The 20,315-nt window shown below is 38.5% G+C and carries 19 protein-coding genes and 1 other annotated feature; all 19 genes read left to right on the forward strand.

Annotated features, from left to right (window positions below; genetic code table 11):
• Nucleotides 1–22: 22 nt before the first annotated feature.
• The 19 genes from rlmB to FYJ79_RS06470 all read left to right on the forward strand — a co-directional run bounded on the left by rlmB (nucleotide 23) and on the right by FYJ79_RS06470 (nucleotide 20,074).
• Nucleotides 23–748, forward strand: coding sequence for a 23S rRNA (guanosine(2251)-2'-O)-methyltransferase RlmB (gene rlmB / locus FYJ79_RS06380; protein ID WP_154515621.1), 726 nt, complete (start codon nucleotides 23–25; stop codon nucleotides 746–748).
• Nucleotides 749–757: 9 nt separating this feature from the next.
• Complete coding sequence (locus FYJ79_RS06385; RefSeq protein ID WP_154515624.1) at nucleotides 758–1,366, forward strand: sigma-70 family RNA polymerase sigma factor; 609 nt, start codon at nucleotides 758–760, stop codon at nucleotides 1,364–1,366.
• An 89-nt stretch (nucleotides 1,367–1,455) separates the two neighbouring features.
• Nucleotides 1,456–1,605, forward strand: a complete 150-nt coding sequence (gene rpmG, locus FYJ79_RS06390; RefSeq protein WP_074732215.1) for a 50S ribosomal protein L33 — start codon at nucleotides 1,456–1,458, stop codon at nucleotides 1,603–1,605.
• Nucleotides 1,606–1,616: 11 nt separating this feature from the next.
• Nucleotides 1,617–1,925 carry a preprotein translocase subunit SecE gene (gene secE / locus FYJ79_RS06395; RefSeq protein ID WP_154515627.1) on the forward strand — a complete coding sequence of 103 codons (309 nt, stop codon included), beginning with the start codon at nucleotides 1,617–1,619 and terminating at the stop codon, nucleotides 1,923–1,925.
• 1 nt (nucleotide 1,926) lies between these two features.
• The gene (gene nusG, locus FYJ79_RS06400) at nucleotides 1,927–2,484 is read left to right on the forward strand and encodes a transcription termination/antitermination protein NusG (RefSeq protein WP_154515630.1); all 558 of its coding nucleotides are present in this window, start codon (nucleotides 1,927–1,929) and stop codon (nucleotides 2,482–2,484) included.
• A 179-nt stretch (nucleotides 2,485–2,663) separates the two neighbouring features.
• Complete coding sequence (rplK, locus tag FYJ79_RS06405; RefSeq protein ID WP_326803474.1) at nucleotides 2,664–3,083, forward strand: 50S ribosomal protein L11; 420 nt, start codon at nucleotides 2,664–2,666, stop codon at nucleotides 3,081–3,083.
• Between the two features lie 76 nt (nucleotides 3,084–3,159).
• Nucleotides 3,160–3,840: a 50S ribosomal protein L1 gene (gene rplA, locus FYJ79_RS06410; protein ID WP_154515633.1), complete on the forward strand. Its 681-nt coding sequence runs from the start codon at nucleotides 3,160–3,162 to the stop codon at nucleotides 3,838–3,840.
• An 11-nt stretch (nucleotides 3,841–3,851) separates the two neighbouring features.
• Nucleotides 3,852–3,971: a sequence feature (ribosomal protein L10 leader region), on the forward strand.
• 42 nt (nucleotides 3,972–4,013) lie between these two features.
• Entirely contained in the window at nucleotides 4,014–4,550 is a 537-nt protein-coding gene (gene rplJ, locus FYJ79_RS06415; RefSeq protein WP_154515636.1) for a 50S ribosomal protein L10, read from the forward strand.
• Nucleotides 4,551–4,582: 32 nt separating this feature from the next.
• Nucleotides 4,583–4,954, forward strand: a complete 372-nt coding sequence (gene rplL, locus FYJ79_RS06420; RefSeq protein ID WP_154515638.1) for a 50S ribosomal protein L7/L12 — start codon at nucleotides 4,583–4,585, stop codon at nucleotides 4,952–4,954.
• A 55-nt stretch (nucleotides 4,955–5,009) separates the two neighbouring features.
• Complete coding sequence (locus FYJ79_RS06425) at nucleotides 5,010–5,600, forward strand: class I SAM-dependent methyltransferase (protein ID WP_154515641.1); 591 nt, start codon at nucleotides 5,010–5,012, stop codon at nucleotides 5,598–5,600.
• Between the two features lie 156 nt (nucleotides 5,601–5,756).
• Entirely contained in the window at nucleotides 5,757–9,458 is a 3,702-nt protein-coding gene (gene rpoB, locus FYJ79_RS06430) for a DNA-directed RNA polymerase subunit beta (protein ID WP_154515644.1), read from the forward strand.
• Nucleotides 9,458–13,159 (forward strand): DNA-directed RNA polymerase subunit beta', encoded by a 3,702-nt coding sequence (rpoC, locus tag FYJ79_RS06435; RefSeq protein WP_154515647.1) that lies wholly within the window; start codon nucleotides 9,458–9,460, stop codon nucleotides 13,157–13,159. The genes rpoB and rpoC overlap by 1 nt, the downstream gene beginning before the upstream one ends.
• 99 nt (nucleotides 13,160–13,258) lie before the next feature.
• Nucleotides 13,259–14,200 carry a hypothetical protein gene (locus tag FYJ79_RS06440; protein WP_154515650.1) on the forward strand — a complete coding sequence of 314 codons (942 nt, stop codon included), beginning with the start codon at nucleotides 13,259–13,261 and terminating at the stop codon, nucleotides 14,198–14,200.
• Nucleotides 14,201–14,424: 224 nt separating this feature from the next.
• The gene (rpsL, locus tag FYJ79_RS06445; RefSeq protein WP_033162376.1) at nucleotides 14,425–14,838 is read left to right on the forward strand and encodes a 30S ribosomal protein S12; all 414 of its coding nucleotides are present in this window, start codon (nucleotides 14,425–14,427) and stop codon (nucleotides 14,836–14,838) included.
• 33 nt (nucleotides 14,839–14,871) lie between these two features.
• Nucleotides 14,872–15,342, forward strand: a complete 471-nt coding sequence (rpsG, locus tag FYJ79_RS06450; protein ID WP_033162375.1) for a 30S ribosomal protein S7 — start codon at nucleotides 14,872–14,874, stop codon at nucleotides 15,340–15,342.
• Nucleotides 15,343–15,377: 35 nt separating this feature from the next.
• Complete coding sequence (fusA, locus tag FYJ79_RS06455; RefSeq protein ID WP_154515653.1) at nucleotides 15,378–17,456, forward strand: elongation factor G; 2,079 nt, start codon at nucleotides 15,378–15,380, stop codon at nucleotides 17,454–17,456.
• Nucleotides 17,457–17,552: 96 nt separating this feature from the next.
• Entirely contained in the window at nucleotides 17,553–18,737 is a 1,185-nt protein-coding gene (tuf, locus tag FYJ79_RS06460; RefSeq protein ID WP_154515656.1) for an elongation factor Tu, read from the forward strand.
• A 104-nt stretch (nucleotides 18,738–18,841) separates the two neighbouring features.
• Complete coding sequence (locus FYJ79_RS06465) at nucleotides 18,842–19,648, forward strand: Cof-type HAD-IIB family hydrolase (RefSeq protein WP_154515659.1); 807 nt, start codon at nucleotides 18,842–18,844, stop codon at nucleotides 19,646–19,648.
• A 111-nt stretch (nucleotides 19,649–19,759) separates the two neighbouring features.
• Nucleotides 19,760–20,074 carry a PTS lactose/cellobiose transporter subunit IIA gene (locus FYJ79_RS06470; RefSeq protein ID WP_154515662.1) on the forward strand — a complete coding sequence of 105 codons (315 nt, stop codon included), beginning with the start codon at nucleotides 19,760–19,762 and terminating at the stop codon, nucleotides 20,072–20,074.
• Nucleotides 20,075–20,315: the final 241 nt, after the last annotated feature.

Consider the following 20,315-nt stretch of genomic DNA (forward strand, 5'->3'; position numbering starts at 1 on the left):
AAACTGAGGAAAATAGTTTAAGATGAAACAGTGGATTTATGGCAGAAATACAATCCGAGAATTAATCACCAATCATAAAAACATCTATGAACTTGTCTTTTTAAAAGGCAATCGTAATGATGATTTAATGGAACTTGCAAAAAAGAACAATATTAAATATCGGGTGACTGATAATAGACAATTTAGTGAGAAAGCAGGCAAGGGCAATCATCAAGGTGTGATGGCACTTATTGATGGTTATGACTATACACCCTTGGAAGATATCTTAAGTTCAATTCCTAAAGGCAAGCAGCCACTACTGGTTATGCTTGATGGACTAGAGGATCCACATAATCTCGGAGCCATATTAAGAACTTGTGATGCAACAGAGGTCGATGGTGTGATTATCGGTAAAAATCGTTCCGTCGGGTTAACACCAACTGTGGCCAAGGTATCAACGGGTGCTATTGATTATGTTCCTGTCGCACAGGTGACAAACTTGAGCCGTACACTTGACAAGCTAAAAAAGGAAGGGTATTGGGCGGTAGCTTGTGAAAATGAAAAAGCACAGGATTATCGTGAAGTGGATTACAATATGCCAACTGTCCTTGTTATTGGATCAGAAGGCTATGGCATCAGTCAGAATGTGAAGAAACATTGTGATATGAATGTCATCTTGCCCATGGCTGGTCATGTGACAAGTTTGAATGCCTCTGTGGCTTGTGCCGTATTACTTTATCAAGTCTATCATTCACGTCATCCTCTATAGGGAGAGTATATGGGAGAATTGAATTTTAGCGAATTATTATTTCTAACACGTTGTGGTGAAATGAAAGCACGTGATGTCCTTTACATGTATTTTTATGAGTTTGTCCATATGATGACTAAGAAGTACCATTATATTCATGATGGTCTTGAGAATGAGGATATTGCTCAGGAAGCTATGCTTTGTTTTGATCATGTGCTGTATGCTTATCGGGAAGATATGAATACGAAATTATCAACTTATATAGGCTTGTGCACAGTCCGCTGTATTCAGTCAGAAATAAGAAAGAATCGGCGTACAAGGGGAACATATGATATTGAAGTGTCTCTTGATAGCCAGATTGCTTATGATGATGACCGGAAGTTTGAAGAGGTTGTGGCTGATCAAAGAGTGCTCTATATGCCTGATAGTGCTTATAAAATTCATGAGATGATGCAAGCCATAAAACGTTATGAAGAATATCGGATGAACAAGCTTGAACAGAAAGTTTTTCAGCTGATTAAGGATGGCTATCGTAAAGATGAGATAAGTCAGATCTTATGTTTGGATAAAAGGGCTGTCTATAATGTTGTTTATCGTTTGTTGGTGAAACTTAGGGAAGCAACAGAAAATAAGAAATAAAAGGCCTAAATGTGTGGAATAATCGCAAAAATTCAATTTGACGGAATGTATATATTGTGATAAATTAGAGTGGCATGAGAGGTGGCACGATGAGAGAAAAAGTGATTTTAGTATGTACTGAGTGTTTATCTCGTAATTATACTGTATATAAAAACAAGCGAACGAATGTAAAGCGTCTAGAACTCAATAAATATTGTAAGCGTTGTGGCAAGCATACTTTGCATCGTGAATCGAAATAGGAGTATGATCTATGGATAAAGATGAAAAGCAAGCATTAAAGGAAAAGAAAAAGCAGGAACGTAAGGAATTACGTAAAGCACGTAAAATCCAGCGTGAAAATGCTTTTGCAGAGACAATTGATGAAAATCCATTAAAATTCAAAGAATGGTTTTCATTAAAAGGTATCAGAGAAGAACTCAAGAATGTGCATTGGCCAACAGGTAAAGAACTTGCGGTTGATTCAGGTGTTGTATTAGCATTCACATTTATTCTTGGTTTGTTCTTCTATGCAAGTGATGCGGTTATTGCATTAATTTTAAAGGCATTGGGGATGAATTAGTATGGCAGATATGAATGATGAAGGCAGAATGTGGTATGTCGTAAATACTTATTCTGGACATGAAAATAAAGTAAAAGAGAATTTGGAAAAGCGTATTGAATCAATGGGCTTACAAGATCTTGTCTATAACATTCTCATTCCAACACATGTGGAAACAGAAATTAAAGATGGCAAGAAGATCAATAAAGAAACAACAATCTGGCCAGGTTATGTGCTTGTAGAAATGGTGATGACGGATGAAGCTTGGTATGTTGTTAGAAACACACCTGGGGTTACAGGATTCATCGGCTCTTCTGGTGGTGGGGCAAAGCCTTTCCCACTTGGCAAACATGAAATTGATCCTATCTTAAAACAAATGGGCTTAGCTACAAACAAGGTCGAATTAGATTTTGGTGTAGGTGATGAAGTTAAGCTATTATCTGGTCCTTTTGCAGGTAAGGTTGGCAAGGTTGATTCTATTGATGAAGATAAGGAAACAGGTGTTGTACTTGTAGAATTCTTAGGTAATTTAACTCCTGTTGATACTGATTTAGTTGCAATGGAAAAAGTTGATTTATAAGAGATCATGTAACGATCTCTTTTTTCTTTGATGGAGACATGATTTTTTAAAATTAGTGTTGCATTTAGGGAAATGTTATTGTATAGTGAGTCTCGGTACTTTAGGTGTACCAAAGACGTGGGAGGACATTGTCCTTTCTGACCACGGCGCGAACTAAATTTTTATAGGAGGCGAATCGCGTGAGTAAAAAAGTTGTAAGAATCATGAAGATTCAGTTCCCAGCTGGCGGAGCTAAACCAGGTCCAGCACTTGCAGGTGCAGGCATTCAGATGCCTAAGTTCTGTACTGCATTCAACGATCAGACTAGAGATCGTGCAGGCGAAACAGTACCAGTTGTTTTAACAGTATATGAAGACAAGTCTTTTGACTTCGTTACAAAGACAGCTCCTGCAGCAGAAATGATTAAGAAGGCATGTAACTTAAAGAAGGCAGCTTCTGACTCTAAACAGACAGTGGCTACTTTATCTGCAGATAAGTTAAGAGAAATCGCAGAATACAAGATGCCTGATCTTAACGCAAATGATATTGAAGCAGCAATGAGAATCGTTGCTGGTACAGCTCGTAACATGGGCGTTAAATGTGAAGGATTAGACGTTTAGTAATTTTGTGATGGATATGTTCCGTCATTATAGTGGGAGGTCAAACCGCTAAAACCACTTAGGAGGAAATGAGAAAATGGCAAAAAAAGGTAAGAAGTATTTAGAAGCTGCCAAATTAATTGAAAAAGGCAAGCTTTATAGCGCAGAAGAAGCAGTAGCTTTAGTAAAGAAGACTGCTACTACTAAATTTGATGAAGGTATTGATGTTGTATTTAATTTAAATCTTGATACACGTCATGCTGATCAGCAGTTACGTGGTGCCGTAGTATTACCACACGGTACTGGTAAATCAAAAACAGTTTGGGTATTAGCTGAAGGTGCTAAGGCTGAAGAAGCTAAAGCAGCTGGTGCTGATAACGTAGGTGCTGAAGAAGTATTAGATGCTATCAGCAAGGGTGAATTAAACTTTGATGTTTTAATTGCTACTCCTGATCAGATGGCAAAATTAGGTCGTTATGGTAGAGTATTAGGTCCTAAGGGCTTAATGCCAAACCCAAAGACTGGTACAGTGACTATGGATGTTGCTAAGGCTGTAGAAGAATCTAAAGCTGGTAAAGTAAACTATAGAACTGACAAAGATGGTAACGTACATGTACCTATGGGACGTGCTTCATTCACAGAAGAACAGTTATTAGAAAACTATAACACTCTTCATGACTTAATTGTCAGAGTGAGACCATCTACTGCAAAGGGCACTTATATCCTTAATATCGCTATGAGCGCTACTATGGGCCCTGCAGTAAAAGTACAGGCTTAATTGCCTAATCAATTGGTGCAATCAATATACCGCAGACAGTAACTGACGTATGTCTCAATTTGTTACCGAGGTAGTATTGTCAAACAAATGACAACACTTCCTCATGGCAGGAAGTGTTCTTTTATACACATTGCCGTATATTGTTGCAATAGATATTTTTATGGAGGTAGAACATGGCTAAGGAAGAAGTATTAGCACAGAAACAGGCCGTTATTGATGAAGTCACTGACAAATTAAATAACGCATCATCTGTCGTTGTTGCAGAATACCGTGGATTAACTGTTGCTGAAGCCACTGAACTTCGTAGAGCTTTAAGAGCTGAAGGCGTAGAATTAAAAATCTACAAGAACAAGCTCGTAAAGCGTGCAACAGAAGCTACTGGTAATGAAAGCTTAGACGAATACTTAACTGGTCCTAACGCATTAGCATTCGGTCACGAAGATGCTGTTGCTCCTGCTAGAGTATTAGCTAAATTCGCTAAAACACACAAGAATTTAGTTATCAAAGCAGGTATCGTAGAAGGTAAACTAGTTGGTACAGATGAAATCAAAGAATTATCTAAGTTACCAGACAGAAAAGGTATGTACTCAATGTTACTTGCATGCTTAAAAGACCCAATGGCAAAAGTTGCCAGAGTTATTAATGCAGTAGCAGAAGCACGTGATGGTGCTGCCCCAGCAGCTGAAGAAGCTGCACCTGCAGCTGAGTAAGCTGCCACAACAATTATTCGGAGGAAAAGAAAATGGCAAAATTAACACATGATGAAATTTTAGCTTATTTAGAAGAAGCTACTATCTTAGAATTAAATGATTTAGTAAAAGCAATCGAAGAAAAATTTGACGTTACAGCTGCTGCTCCAGTTGCAGTTGCTGCTGCTGGTGATGCTGGCGAAGCTGCTGGTCCTAGCGAAGTAACAGTTACTTTAACTGATGTTGGTGCATCTAAAGTTAAGGTTATCAAGGCTGTACGTGAAATCACTGGCTTAGGCTTAGTTGATGCTAAGGGCTTAGTTGATAAGACTCCAGCTCCTATCAAGGAAAAGATCTCTCCAGAAGAAGCTGCTAAGATCAAAGAACAGTTAGAAGCTGCTGGTGCTTCTGTAGAAGTTAAATAATTTAACTCTGTAAAAGTATGAGGTCCTAGAGTTTCTAGGGCCTTTTTTCTACAATATGGCACACTATTTTGAAAATGATGATTCAGTTATCAGTGAACCAGCAACCATAACTTATGATTTTCAGGGTAAACACTTAACCTATACAACTGATCATGGTGTCTTTAGTCGCCAAAGATTGGATTATGGCTCTCGTGTTCTCATGGATGCTATTGACATTGGGGATGCGAAAAGCATGCTTGATGTTGGATGTGGCTATGGAACGATGGGTATTGCCTTAAAGAGTGTTCATGAAGATCTACAAGTTCTGATGACTGATGTCAATAAACGTGCGATTTCGCTTGCAAAAGAAAATATTAAGTGTAATAATCTAGAAGGAATAGATGTTATTGAAAGTGATGTATATGAAAATGTACATGACAGATATGATTTAGTCATATCCAATCCACCTATTCGTGCAGGAAAAAAAGTTGTCTCTGCTATCATCTCAGGAAGCTATGATCATCTTAATGAAGGTGGTCGCTTAGTCATTGTGATTCAAAAGAAACAGGGAGCGCCTAGCGCCAAGAAGCTCATGGAAGAAATTTTTGGTAATGCAACAGTAATTAAAAAAGATAAAGGTTATTATATTTTACAATCTTATAAATAACACTGCCGACTATATATGAATTTAAATTCTTTTGAATTTAAGGTTGACACGAATAATGCTCTATGCTAGTATTCTAAAATGCCTACTCATATATAAAAGCAGTGTTTTTGTGCTGTTTTTGATATAGTTAGAGATCATCAAAGGAGTGAATCAGACTTGGAAAAGAAAGTACCACATTTAGAAAGTCGTATTAAACGACGCAATTATTCACGAATCACTGGAACACTAGATTTACCTAACCTAGTAGAAGTCCAGACAGACTCTTTTAAATGGTTCCAGGAAAAAGGAATCAAGGAAGTATTTGAAGATATTTACCCAATCAAGAACCATAATGAAACACTTTCATTAGAATTTGTTGATTGTTATTTTGACGAACCTAAATATGATGCTGATGAAGCAAAGGATCGTGACTCTATCTATGCTGCACCTCTTCGTGCAACATTACGTTTAGTCAATAACCAGACAGGTGAAATCAAAGAAAATGAAGTCTTTATGGGAGACTTCCCTTTAATGACGGATTCGGGTACATTCGTCATCAATGGTGCTGAACGTGTTATTGTTTCACAGTTAGTACGTTCACCAGGTGCCTATTTCACAAATGGCACAGATAAAGTTGGTAAGACTGTATTCTCTGGACAGGTCATTCCTGCAAGAGGAACATGGCTAGAATTCGAAAATGACTCAAAAGACGTTCTTAATGTTCGTATTGACCGTCAAAAGAAGATACCAGGTACTGTTCTTTTACGTGCCCTTGGACTAAGTGACAATGAGAGCATTATTGATGTTTTTGGTGAACATCCATTCTTGAAGAATACATTTGAAAAAGACAGTACAACTGATACAAATAGCGCATTAACTGAAATCTACAATAAGTTAAGACCAGGAGAACCTGCTACATTGGAAGGTGCGAATAACTTATTATATATGCGTTTCTTTGATCCAAAGCGTTATGATTTAGCGAAAGCAGGTCGTTTTAAATTAAATAAGAAACTCAATCTTTTAGACCGTATCTTAAATAGATATTTGGCTGAAGATGTTATTGATGTAAATGGCAAGCTTGTATTGCCTAAAGGTACTAAAATCACAAATGATAAACTAGAAATCTTAAAGCCTGTATTTGAAGCTGGTGCACATATGCGTGACATCCAGACAAATGAAGCTATGGATTCCAATAGTCGTGTCCAAGTTCTTGATGTCTATCTTGATAGTGAACAAACAAAGAAAATGAGAGTCATTGGTACAGACTTATCATTAAATTGTAAATATATCACAATCTCAGATATGATTGCAGCATATTCTTATATGTTGAATTTGGTTGATATTTACGATTCCATTGATTTACAGTCAGATGACCGTGTAAATTTAATGAGCCGTTCTGGTTTATTAGATGATATTGATCACTTAGGAAATAGACGTGTACGTACTGTTGGTGAACTTGTACAGAACCAGTTTAGAATTGGTTTATCACGTATGGAAAGAGTTGTACGTGAACGTATGTCACTTTCTGAAATTGAAAGTGTTACACCACAATCACTGACAAATATTCGTCCATTGACTGCTGCTATTAAGGAATTCTTTGCGAGCTCACAGCTTTCACAGTTCATGGACCAGATTAACCCATTAGCCGAATTGACAAATAAACGTCGTTTATCTGCCTTAGGTCCTGGGGGGTTATCACGTGACCGTGCTGGTTTCGAAGTCCGTGACGTACACCCATCTCACTATGGTCGTATTTGTCCAATCGAAACACCAGAAGGTCCTAACATCGGTTTGATTTCAACACTTGCTTCATATGCTCGTGTTAATGAATATGGCTTTATTGAAACACCATATCGTAAAGTTAATAATCGTGTTATTGATGAAAATGATATTCGTTATTTAGCAGCTGATGAAGAAAAGAATTATATTATTGCCCAGGCCAAAGTTAAATTTGACGATGAAGGCAAGATTGCGCTTGATCAGGAAGTCATTGCCCGTCACTTTGGTGAAAACGTGATGGCAAGACCAGAAGATGTTGATTTCATCGACGTCTCTCCAAAGCAGATTGTCTCAGTTGCTTCAGCATGTATCCCATTCCTTGAAAACGATGATGCCACTCGTGCCTTGATGGGTTGTAACATGCAGCGTCAGGCAGTACCACTCTTAAATCCACATACACCATATGTTGGAACAGGTATGGAATACCAGGCCGCAAGAGACTCTGGGGCAGCTGTCGTTGCGAAAGAAAATGGTATTGTCACATATGTTGATGGTAAAAAGATTGTTGTAGAAAATGAAAAAGGTCAGACAAGAAATTATCGTTTATTAAAATTCACAATTTCTAATGCCGGTACATGTATTAACCATCGTCCAATTGTGAAAGTGGGGGATCATGTTCTTAAGGGTGAAGTCTTAGCTGATGGTCCATCTATGGAACAGGGCGAACTTGCTTTAGGTCAGAATGTTCTTGTTGGTTTCATGACTTGGAATGGTTATAACTATGAAGATGCCGTTATCATGAGTGAAAGACTTGTTAAGGAAGATGTTTATACTTCTATTCATATTGTTGAATATAGTATTGAATGTCGTGAAACAAAGCTTGGCCCTGAAGAAATCACAAGAGATATTCCAAATGTTGGTGAAGAAGCAAGAAGCAATCTTGATGAAAATGGTATTATTCGCATAGGTTCAGAAGTAAAAGAAGGCGATATCCTTGTTGGTAAGGTTACACCTAAAGGCCAGGCAGAATTATCTGCTGAAGAAAAACTCCTTCTTGCCATCTTTGGTGAAAAGTCAAGAGAAGTTAAAGATAACTCATTAAGAGTTCCACATGGTGGTGCAGGTATTGTACATCGTGTCAAAGTCTTTGAACGTGCAAATGGCGATGAAATGCAGCCAGGCGTTAATCGTGTTATTAAAGTTTATATCATTCAGAAACGTAAGATTCATGAAGGTGACAAGATGTCCGGCCGTCATGGTAACAAGGGTGTCATTTCAAAAATCTTACCAATCGAAGATATGCCACACTTAGTTGATGGTACACCACTTGATATCATGCTGAACCCATTAGGGGTACCTTCACGTATGAATATCGGTCAGGTATTAGAATTGCATTTAGGTTATGCCGCTAGAGAACTTGGTGGTCAGTATTTTGCTACACCAGCCTTTGATGGTATTAATTCCCAGGATTTACAGGATATCTTAGCTGAAGCAGGTGTTGCACCTGATGGTAAGCAGACAGTGATTTCTGGTATGACAGGTGAACCATTTGATAATAAGATTTCTGTTGGTGTTATGTACTTTATCAAGTTAGCCCACATGGTTGATGATAAGTTACATGCTCGTTCAGTTGGTCCATACTCACTAGTGACACAGCAGCCTCTTGGTGGTAAAGCACAAAATGGTGGTCAGCGTTTCGGTGAAATGGAAGTCTGGGCACTTGAAGCATATGGTGCTGCTTATACATTAAGAGAAATGTTGACAGTTAAGTCCGATGATGTTGTTGGTCGTGTAAAGACTTATGAATCCATTGTCAAAGGCTTACCTTTACCAGAACCAGGTGTTCCTGAATCATTCCGTGTCTTAGTAAAAGAATTACAAGCATTATCATTGGATGTTGAATTACTTGACGAAGATGGTAATGAAGTACAGATGAGTAATATTGAAGATGAAGATCGTCGCTTCCCACGTAGTTTCGATGAGAAAAAGCCAGTAGAAGCTACAAATGATGAAGAAGAAAAGGAAGATAAAGAAGAGGATCATGGAACGCATGAAGCTCTCGATGACGATGAATCATTTGATGATGATACTGATGAAAACCTTGATTCAGAAGAATTCGATGATGAATCTTTTGAAGATGAAGGCGAGGAGGAAGAATAATGCAGAATAACTTTTCAGCAATCAGAATAGGTTTAGCCTCTCCCGATAAAATCCGTGAATGGTCACATGGTGAAGTTAAGAAGCCAGAGACTATTAACTATCGTTCACAGAAGCCTGAAAAAGATGGCTTATTCTGTGAAAGAATCTTTGGTCCTACAAAGGACTGGGAATGTGCCTGCGGTAAATATAAGAAAATTCGATATAAAGGCGTAGTCTGTGATCGTTGTGGCGTTGAAGTCACACGATCTTCAGTCCGTCGTGAAAGAATGGGCCATATTGAATTAGCTGCACCGGTTGCTCATATCTGGTATTTAAAGGGTATTCCATCTCGTATGGGATTAATCCTTGATATGCCTGCTAAACAGCTTGAAGAAATTATTTATTTCGTAAGCTTTGTTGTTACGGATAAAGGAACAACACCACTTGAATATAAGCAGGTCTTATCAGAAAGAGATTATCGTGAATGTGTTGAAAAATTCGGTAATCAGTTTGAAGCTAAGATTGGTGCTGAAGCCATCAAGGTCTTATTACAGAAAGTGGATCTTGACAATGAATATGAAACAATTACTGAAGAATTGAAGACAGCCCAGGGTCAGAAACGTGCAAAGTTATTAAAACGTTTGGATGCTGTTGATGCCTTCAGAGAATCTGGTAATCAGCCAGAATGGATGATTCTCGATGTCCTTCCAGTTATTCCACCAGATTTACGTCCAATGTTACAGCTTGATGGTGGCCGTTTTGCGACAAGTGACCTAAATGATTTATATCGTCGTGTTATTACCCGTAATAATCGTTTGAAGAAGTTACTTGAGCTTGGCACACCTAGCATCATCGTTCGTAATGAAAAACGTATGTTGCAGGAAGCTGTTGATGCCTTAATTGATAATGGCCGTCGTTCTAAGCCAATCACTGGAGCTGGTGGTAGAGCCCTTAAGTCATTATCACATACTTTAAAAGGTAAGCAGGGTCGTTTCAGACAGAACTTACTTGGTAAGCGTGTTGACTACTCAGGACGTTCTGTTATCGCTGTTGGTCCAACATTAAAAATGTACCAGTGTGGTATTCCAAGAGAAATGGCTGTCTCACTCTTTAAACCATTTGTCATTCATGGTTTAGTTAATCATGAACTCGCAACAAATATTAAAGCTGCAGAGAGAATGATTGATAAAGGGGATGACCGTATTTGGCCAGTTGTTGAAGAAGTCATTAAGGAACATCCAGTACTTCTTAACCGTGCCCCAACATTACATAGACTTGGTATTCAGGCATTCGAACCAATCTTAGTTGAAGGTCGTGCTATTCGTCTTCACCCATTGATGTGTCCAGCCTTCAATGCTGACTTCGATGGTGACCAGATGGCCGTCCATGTACCATTAGGTGAGGAAGCTATCCAGGAAGCACGTCAGCTTATGCTTGGTAGCCACAACATCCTTGGCCCTAAAGATGGTAAACCAATCGTTGTACCTTCTCAGGACATGGTCTTAGGTAACTACTATTTAACAACAGAAACACCAGGTAAGATTGGTGAAGGTACTGTTTTCGCTGATGTCAATGAAGTCTTAATGGCTTATGATGCGAAGACAGTGCACTTACATACAAGATGTGCTATTCCTGGTTATGCTTTACACAACCAGACATTCACAGAAAAACAGAATAATTCTTACTTGATTACATCAGTTGGTAAGATTATCTTTAACTCTATTTTCGAAGGGGAATTCCCATTCGTTAATGATACGAGTGTAGAAAACTTAACAGCTACACCTGATAAGTACTTTGTACCATTTGGTACTGATATTAAGAAGCATATTGAAGAACAGCCTCCAATTCTTCCATTCGGTAAGAAGACATTGGAAAAGATTATCAATGAGGCTTATAAAAAATCTAATATGTCCATTGATGAAATCTCAACAATGTTGGATAAGATGAAGAACCAAGGTTACCACTTCTCAACAATTGCTGGTATCACAGTTTCGACTGCCGATATCCAGATTCCAGATGGTAAATATGAAATCTTCAAGAAAGCTGATAAGCGTATTGATGATATCGTTGAGTTCTATCAGAAAGGTCTCTTTACTGAACATGAACGTTATGAAGCTGTTATCAAGACTTGGGAACGTGCCAAGGATGAAGTACAGGCTATCGTTAAGGATCAGTTCGAAGCTGATCGTACAAACCCAATCTTCATCATGTCTGACTCAGGTGCCCGTGGTAATATCTCTAACTTCACTCAGCTCGTAGGTATGCGTGGCTTGATGGCTAATCCAAATGGTGAAACAATCGAATTACCTATCAAGTCTGCCTTACGTGAAGGCTTAACTGCATCAGAATTCTTTATTTCAACTCATGGTGCCCGTAAAGGTTCTACCGATACAGCCTTGAAGACTGCCGATTCAGGTTACTTGACAAGACGTCTTGTCGATGTTGCTCAGGAAGTCGTTATTACTGAAGAAGACTGTGGTACTGACCAGGGCTTCAAGATCCGAGAAATCAAGAATGCGAATGGATCAGTTATCGTGCCATTATATGACCGTTTAGTTGGTCGTACTTCTCTTAAGGACATCATCAATGAAGAAACAGGCGAAATCGTAGTTCATGCCAACGAATTAATGGATGAATATACTGCTCAGGATGTTATTGATGCAGGCGTAACAGAAGTTGAAATTCGTTCTGTCTTTGGCTGTCATGCCAAGAAGGGCCTTTGTGCAGCTTGTTATGGACGTAACTTAGCTACTGGTCAGCCTGTTGAAATTGGTGAAACTGTTGGTATTATGGCTGCACAGTCTATCGGTGAACCAGGTACTCAGTTAACAATGCGTACATTCCACATGGGTGGTGTCGCTGGTGGTGAAGATATCACTCAGGGTCTTCCACGTATCCAGGAATTGTTTGAAGCACGTAATCCAAAGATGAAATCAATCATCTGTGAAATTGATGGTACAGTTACATCTATTATTGATAAAGAAGGTCGTGATGAAATCACAGTTACTAATGATATTGAATCACGTAGCTATCTTGCTCCTTATAATGCGAAACTTGAAGTTGTCCAGGGACAGGAAATTAAAGTCGGTGACAAGATTACTCAGGGTTCTATTGATCCTAAGGAATTATTGGAAGTTGCTGATGCTGAACATGTTGAAAATTACATCCTTCAGGAAGTACAGGGTGTCTACAGAATGCAGGGTATCGAAATTTCCGATAAGCATATTGCCATCATCGTTAAGCAGATGCTCAAACGCTTACGTGTCGTAGAAGGCGGCGATACAACTGCTCTTCCAGGCAATCACTTGACTAAGCAGCAATTTACTGAACTTAATAAGGAAGTATTAAAAGAAGGCAAGCATCCAGCTGTTGCTAGACCAATCTTACTTGGTATTACAAAAGCATCATTGGATACTGATTCATGGTTATCTTCTGCTTCCTTCCAGGAAACAACACGTATCTTAACAGATGCCTCTATTAAGGGTAAAGTTGATACATTAGAAGGCTTGAAAGAAAATGTTATTATTGGTCACTTATTACCAGCTGGTACTGGTTTACGTGGACCATTAAAGTCACCAGAAACAATCGCTCGTGAAAGAGAAGAAGCTGAAAGAATGGCTGAACTTGCAAGAAGCGAAGAAGCTGCTGAATCTTATGATCCAGAAAGCGTTGGTTTCGATGAGCCAGAAGAATTTATTCGTCATAATAGTGGTAATATCTAAAATAAAGCAGACCTCAATCGAGGTCTGTTTTTGTACACTTAAAGTCGCTATTGCATTCTTTATTACGAAAAGTTAAAATAATCACATGAGGTTTATGAAATGAAAGAGAAATTAAAGTATATCTGTCCTATTGTGATTATTGCTTTGATGGTGGAAGCAGCCATCATCTTTAAAGATCAGGAAATCTTATTCCCAGAAATCGCCGCGATTGCGATTGGGACTTTAGTAAGTCCACAATTAGCCTGGAAGACAAGTCGTTTACGCATACTCATTACAATCATGGTTGCTGCTGTATTTGGAATGTTGATCGTGGCATATGTTCATTTACCGGTTGCTTATGAAATGGCGCTGGCTTACTTCATTGGTCAAATCTTGCTTCTTGTAAGTGAAACGACCTTTGCCCCGATGATTTCAGCCATTGTTCTGCCAGTTATGCTGCAGACAAAAAGCATGAATTATTTGATCAGTGCCTTTGTTTTTACAAGTCTCATACTTGTTGTTCATTATGTCTTTGAAAAGAAAGGTTTAGTTGATGTTAAGCCTGTGACTTTTAGCCCTATGTGGAATAAGGAGAAGATTACAATAATGCTGGCAAGAACACTTCTAGTCTTTGTAGGCATCGTTCTGGCATTTCGATATAACTTTAAGTTCGCAGTAGCTCCACCATTACTTGTAGCCTTTACGGAGTTCACGAATCCCCAGGGGAAAGTGCGTAAGAAACCCATGCAGGCAATTCTGTTGATTTTTGTTTGTGCACTCGTAGCCAGCTATTCACGTTACATGCTTACAATGAAGTTGAGAATGTCTTTGATTATTCCTGTTTGTGTGACAAGCATGTTTGTGATTTTTATGATTGCGACTACAAAGATGTATATTCCCCCAGCTGGGGCAATAGGTATCTTGGCATTTTTGATACCAGATCAAGCAGTCATCTATTTTCCTTTGCATGTCTTTGTCGGGATTTTAATCATGATGCTTGTTGCTTTAGTATTCTTTAGGGAAGAAAAAAATTATGTCAATCGGAGGGAGATGAAGGCTTGAAAAAGCCTTTTTTTCCTAAACAACTAGACCGTGTGTTCATATTTTTCTCTTACACACATGACCGTGCGTCTCATTTTCTAAAAATTACGATAAATTCAAAGAAAAAAGATTGACTTGGTATATGAAAGTATGTATTATATCTAAGGTGCTCGAAAACGAGCATTATAAAAATGAAGAAATTTGAAACACCCGGAATTGTGTGTTTACAAGAAAGGAGAACATTAATGCCTACAATTAACCAGTTAGTAAGAAAAGGACGTAGCCAGAAAGTAAGAAAAGGTAAATCACCAGCTCTTAACAGAGGTTATAACTCTTTAGCTAAAAAAGCTACAAACTTAAATGCTCCACAGAAACGTGGTGTATGTACTCGTGTAGCTACAATGACACCTAAGAAACCAAACTCAGCTTTACGTAAATATGCCCGTGTTAGATTATCTAACGGCTTAGAAGTAACAGCTTATATCCCAGGTATCGGTCATAACTTACAGGAACACTCAGTTGTATTAATTCGTGGTGGTCGTGTAAAGGACTTACCAGGTGTACGTTACCACATCATCCGTGGTACTATGGACTGCGCTGGCGTGAAAGATCGTAAACAGGGTCGTTCACTTTACGGTGCAAAGAAACCTAAGAAATAAATCGTTGAATATCTAAAGAAGGAGGAATAACCCATGTCAAGAAAAGGACGTATTGCAAAAAGAGACGTACTGCCAGATCCAATTTATAACGATAAGACAGTTACTAAATTAATCAATAACATCATGCTTGATGGTAAAAAAGGTGTTGCTCAGAACATCTTATATGATGCTTTCAAAGAAGTTGAAGCAAAGACAAATAAAGATGCAATGGAAGTTTTCAATGCAGCTTTAGAAAATATCATGCCTGTACTTGAATTAAAAGTAAGACGTGTTGGTGGTGCTAACTACCAGGTACCAGTTGAAGTTTCAGCTGAAAGAAGAAAGACTTTAGGCTTAAGATGGTTAACTCAGTATTCTCGTTTAAGAAACGAAAAGACTATGGTTGATCGTTTAGCTAATGAAATTATTGATGCTTCTAATGGCACAGGTGCTGCTGTTAAGAAGAAGGAAGATACACATAGAATGGCAGAAGCTAACAAGGCTTTCGCACATTTCCGTTGGTAATATAGTTTTATATATTATTAGAAAAGGAGAATATTATGGCACGTGAATTCCCATTAGAAAAAACACGTAACATTGGTATCATGGCTCACATTGATGCTGGTAAGACAACAACAACTGAGCGTGTACTATTCTATACTGGTCGTATTCATAAAATCGGTGAAACACATGATGGTGCTTCACAGATGGACTGGATGGAACAGGAACAGGAACGTGGTATCACTATCACTTCTGCTGCCACTACAGCACACTGGAAGGGATATCGCTTAAATATCATCGATACACCGGGCCACGTAGACTTCACTGTTGAAGTTGAACGTTCACTTCGTGTACTTGATGGTGCTGTTACTGTCTTAGACTCTAAAGCCGGTGTTGAACCACAGACTGAAACAGTTTGGAGACAGGCAACTACTTATGGTGTACCAAGAATCGTATTCTCAAATAAAATGGATGCGACTGGTGCAGACTTCATCATGTCATTAGAATCAATTGGAAAACGTTTAGGCGCTAATGCCGTAGCACTCCAGTTACCAATTGGTCAGGAAGATACTTTCGAAGGTGTTGTTGACTTGTTAACAAGAAAAGCACTTTATTTCGAAGGTGTTGACGGTTATGACGTTGTTGAAAGAGAAGTACCTGCAGATATGGTTGATCAGGTTGAAGAATACCGTGAAAAATTAATCGAAGCTGCAGCAAACTACGATGATGATTTAATGATGATGGTACTTGAAGGTGAAGAACCTTCAATTGAACAGGTTAAGGCTGCTATCCGTAAGGGTACATTAGCTGTTGACTTATTCCCAGTTCTTTGCGGTTCTGCTTATAAGGACAAGGGTGTACAGCCAATGCTTGACGCTGTTATCGATTACTTACCAGCACCAACTGATATTCCTGCTATCGTAGGTACAGATGAAGAAGGTAATGAAGTTGATCGTCATGCAAGTGATGATGAACCATTCTCAGCATTAGCCTTCAAGGTTATGACTGACCCATTTGTTGGTAAGTTAACATTCTTCAGAGTTTACTCAGGTACTGCTACTAGCGGTTCTTATGTATTAAACTCTACAAAAGACAAGAGAGAACGTATGGGACGTATCTTACAGATGCATGCCAATACACGTAAAGAAATCGATATGGTTTATGCTGGTGATATCGCTGCTGCCGTAGGTTTCAAAAATACAACAACTGGTGATACATTATGTGATGAAGATAACTTTGTTATTCTTGAAAACATGGAATTCCCAGAACCAGTTATTGAATTAGCAATTGAACCAAAGACTAAGTCAGATGCTGATAAGTTAGGTAATGCCTTAGCAAAGTTAGCTGAAGAAGATCCAACTTTCAGAACATCTACAAACCCAGAAACTGGTGATACAATTATCGCTGGTATGGGTGAATTACACCTTGATGTCATCGTTGACCGTCTAAAGAGAGAATTCCACGTTGAAGCCAACGTTGGTGCTCCACAGGTTGCTTACCGTGAAACAATCACTAAGGCTGCTGATTGTGAAGGTAAGTTCGTAAGACAGTCTGGTGGTCGTGGTCAGTATGGTCACGTTTGGATCAAGTTTGAACCAAATGATGGTAAAGGCTTCGAATTCGTTGACGCTGTTGTCGGCGGTGCCGTTCCTAGAGAATATATCGGTTCTGTACAGCAGGGTCTTGAAGACGCATTACAGAATGGTATGCTTGCAGGATATCCAATCTTAGATATCAAAGCTACATTATTCGATGGTTCTTACCATGATGTCGATTCATCAGAAGCTGCCTTCAAAGTAGCTGCTTCATTAGCATTAAAGAATGCGGCTAAGAAGTGTGATCCAGTTATCTTGGAACCAATCATGAAGGTAGAAGTCACTGCACCATCTGAATATTTAGGTTCAGTAATGGGCGATATTTCTTCTCGTCGTGGTATGATCGATGGTCAGGAAGAAAGAGGTAACGCTGTTGTCGTTCAGGCATCTGTACCACTTTCAGAAATGTTCGGTTATGCAACAGACTTACGTTCATTCACACAGGGCCGTGGTAACTACACAATGCAGTTCGATAGATACGAACAGGTACCAAAGTCTATTAAAGAAGAAATCGTTAAAAAAGCTGGTAAGAGCGAAGATTAATTCATACTAAGTTGAATTATATTGCTTTTTCCAAATAAATCATTTATTATAGTTTTGTAAATTTTAAAGCACTAATTATAGGAGGAAAAGCTTAAAATGGCAAAAGAACATTTTAATCGTGACAAAGTTCACGTAAACGTTGGTACTATCGGTCACGTTGACCATGGTAAAACAACTTTAACTGCTGCAATCACTAAATACCTTTCACAAAAAGGTTTAGCTAAATTCGAAGATTACAGCCAGATTGATGGTGCTCCTGAAGAACAGGAACGTGGTATCACAATCAACACTGCACACGTTGAATATGAAACTGAACATAGACACTATGCACACGTTGACTGTCCAGGCCATGCTGACTACATCAAGAACATGATCACTGGTGCAGCACAGATGGATGGTTCTATCTTAGTAGTTGCTGCTACTGATGGACCTATGCCACAGACAAGAGAACACATCTTACTTTCTCGTCAGGTTGGTGTTCCTTACATCATCGTATTCTTAAATAAATGCGATATGGTTGATGACGAAGAATTAATCGACTTAGTAGAAATGGAAGTTCGTGAATTATTAAATGAATACGAATTCCCAGGTGATGATACTCCAATTATCCGTGGTTCTGCATTAAAGGCACTTGAAGGTGATCCTGATTGGCAGGCTCCTATCCAGGAATTATTAGACACAATGGATACATATATTCCTGATCCAGTTCGTGAAAACGATAAGCCATTCTTAATGCCAGTTGAAGACGTATTCACAATCACTGGTCGTGGTACAGTTGCTACTGGTAGAGTAGAACGTGGTATGTGTAAATTAAATGACCCACTTGAAATCGTAGGTATCCATGAAACTCAGACTACAGTTGCTACTGGTCTTGAAATGTTCAGAAAGATGCTTGATTTCGCTGAAGCTGGTGACAACGTTGGTGTCCTTTTAAGAGGTATCAACCGTGATCAGATCGAAAGAGGTCAGGTATTAGCTCAGCCTGGTTCAGTAACTCCACATAAGAAGTTCAAATCACAGGTTTACGTATTATCAAAGGATGAAGGTGGACGTCATACTCCATTCTTCGCTAACTATAGACCACAGTTCTATTTCAGAACTACTGACATCACTGGTATCATCACTTTACCAGAAGGTGTTGAAATGGTTATGCCTGGCGATAACGTTGAATTAGACGTTGAATTAATTCACCCAATCGCTATGGAAGCTGGTACTAAGTTCTCTATCCGTGAAGGTGGACGTACTGTAGGTGCTGGTAACGTTTCTGAAATCATTGAATAATTTCGAAACTTTGGAAGATACTTCGGTATCTTCCTTTTTTTGCTTATATGGATGATTGCAAGGTTACATCATGTAGAGTAGAATATAAACATATGAGGTGAACTATGAGCAAATTATTATTTTTTGATATAGATGGAACGCTTATTGATGTTAAGCTTGATATTCGTTCAATCACTGACGAAACTAAGAAGAGTCTAGATGAACTTAAAGAAAATGGACATGATGTCTTTTTAGCAACAGGACGTTGCAAATGCTTTATTGTACCAGGCGTATTCTCCTACCCTTTTAGTGGCTATGTGACTTGTAATGGGGCTTATGTAGAATATAAGAATCAGTGTCTTTATAAGGCAATTGTGCCTTCTGAAGCAATTAAAGCTACTCAGGCAATAAGTGACCAACTGAACTTTAATTATTATTTTGAAAGCAATGATTATATTTATATTCGTGATAAGAAGGACCCTAAACATATTTCCTTTGCGAAACAATGGGGAATGCGTGATGAGGTTTGTGTTGATCAATTTGATCCCGAAGCGATTGAAAGCTATATAGGGATGATTGTTGTTAATGATAAGAAGGATATACCAGCAATGGTAGAAGCACTTTCACCTTACTTTGAAATTCAGCGACATCAGTCTGATTATTCATTTGATCTCACCTTGCGAGGAGAGTCAAAGGCTGTTGGTATTAAGCATCTTGTTGAGGCAATGGGCAAGGATATAAAGGATACAATTGCTTTTGGTGATGGGCGTAATGATATTGAAATGCTTGAAGAAGTAGGTATCGGTGTAGCTATGGGCAATGGTTGTCAAGAAGCTAAGTCGGTTGCTGATTATATAACGGATTCTATAGAGAATGAAGGTATTAGTAAAGCACTCATGAATTTTGATCTTATTGATTATCGAAAGCTATAGTTCTAGGAAGATTTCTACTTTCATAGTATGAGGTAAGAGAAATCAATATTGAAATCGCTTAACATAAATGGTAAAATAGAATACGGAAATACAAGATAAAGGAGAATAAAAATGGACGAACAGGAACAGACAATCATTAACTTAATTGTGAATGCAGGATCAGCAAGAAGCTCTGCAATTGAAGCAATTCAGTATGCTAAAGCTGGGGATTTAGAAAAGGCAGAAGAATCAATTAATGCTGCTAAAGAATCAGTTAATGAAGCACATCATGCTCAGACTGAAATGATTCAGGCTGAAATTAGAGGCGAAAAGGCTCCATTAAACTTATTAATGGTACATGCACAGGATCACTTAATGTGTGCATTAGTTGTTATTGATTTAGCACAGGAATTCGTAGCTATCTGGCAGAAGATTTACGAAAAATAAGACACGGTGAAGAGGGATATCTATTGATATCTCTTTTTTTATGCCTCTATAAGCTTGAAATACCTATTTAGAGAAACTTTCTTCACTTTTTTGAGAAAAACTATTGCAAAGAGTGAAGATGCGTGGTACTATAGGCGAGCAGTCCCGAGAGGGACGCAAGCCGAACACTGATAACTGAACAGAAACACGTCAGATAAAACAAGAATTGACATTCGGAAGAATGAAAGCATAAGAGAGCTAG

The sequence above is a fragment of the Sharpea porci genome, assembly GCF_009695655.1.
Taxonomy (GTDB): domain Bacteria; phylum Bacillota_I; class Bacilli_A; order Erysipelotrichales; family Coprobacillaceae; genus Sharpea; species Sharpea porci.